This window comes from Streptococcus infantis (assembly GCF_047463315.1).
Lineage (GTDB): Bacteria > Bacillota > Bacilli > Lactobacillales > Streptococcaceae > Streptococcus > Streptococcus infantis_AB.
Window position 1 is genome coordinate 1 of record NZ_JASHEB010000015.1, and the last position, 1,126, is coordinate 1,126.

1 protein-coding gene is annotated in these 1,126 nt (G+C 42.5%); it reads right to left on the reverse strand.

What is annotated here, in order from left to right:
• Positions 1–693: 693 nt before the first annotated feature.
• A complete protein-coding gene (locus tag QM857_RS09175) occupies positions 694–1,032 on the reverse strand; it encodes a hypothetical protein (RefSeq protein WP_414275762.1) in 339 nt (112 codons plus the stop codon).
• Between the last annotated feature and the right edge of the window lie 94 nt (positions 1,033–1,126).

The following is a 1,126-nucleotide window of genomic DNA, read 5'->3' on the forward strand; positions in this document are numbered from 1 at the left end:
ACAACCCACGCCACCCACCACCCCCCCCCCCACCCCCCCCCCACACCAACCCCCACGTCTATTAATGACACGGCGACCATCTAGAAATACACCCTGAAATTCTTCGGCATCTTCATATTTTTATAAGAGACATCCCCAAATACCACATTTAATACCACATCAAATACCACACCAATACCACAAAAAATTAGTCTTATAAAAAATAGGGTTTTACTTACTAACTAAGCAAAAACCCTAAGCACCTATTTCCTCCGACTATTATCCGAAACATCTGACTATAAACACTGAAAAAATTAGTCGTTACAAAAACTCATATTCCCTTATAAACTAAGCGAAATCCCTATACATATGTCTCCTATGACTATGTTCCAGACTCCTCTAAGCTTTTTCCAGTCCTCCAGAATAAAATAGACTTCCGAGAAAACAAATTTAGATTTCCGAATACTATAACTCAGTTTTCCGAAAGAAGAATTTAGACTTCCGAATGCTATTTTTAATTCCTCTGACTATATTCGGGGTTCGCTTTGGCTAACAAGCATATCATAGGCAGTCTACTCGTCAAGTTCCGTCGCTCCTTAAATGCTCCCTCCGTGCTCCGCACTCCAGTCCGCTTTACCGCTCCTACTCTTGACTAGCAGATACTCTGCCTATGATGTTTTAACGCTTGCCAAACCAAACTCCTTTCTTGAACCCCTATAGCTTCGTCTCTTGGCTTAGTTTTCTTATCTTGCTTAGCTCATTCTGAACTGTCTTCAATGCTCCTGTATAGCCCATATCAGCCTTTAAACGCTCATACAAGGCTTTCCCTGTCATTTTATCATTCCTCGCTATAAAATCCCTCTGGTGGGCTGTCAGAGCCTCTGGACGCCCTCTATGACCATTAAACCATTTCAAATATCTACCAGCCCAAGGATTTCTCTTGACCAAGTATTTATATTCTTCTGGGAAATCCTCTGCCAACTCCTTGGCAACTTCCCTTAGATTTTCACGAAAACCATCGGGGTCTTGTTCCTTTGCAAAATCAAACAACACCCTAAAGGCTTCGAACTCCTCCCACTCGCTCTCGAATTGGCAGGAGAGCTTCCAGCATCCGTTGTAAAGCTAGGCAATGTCCTATTTGGAGACT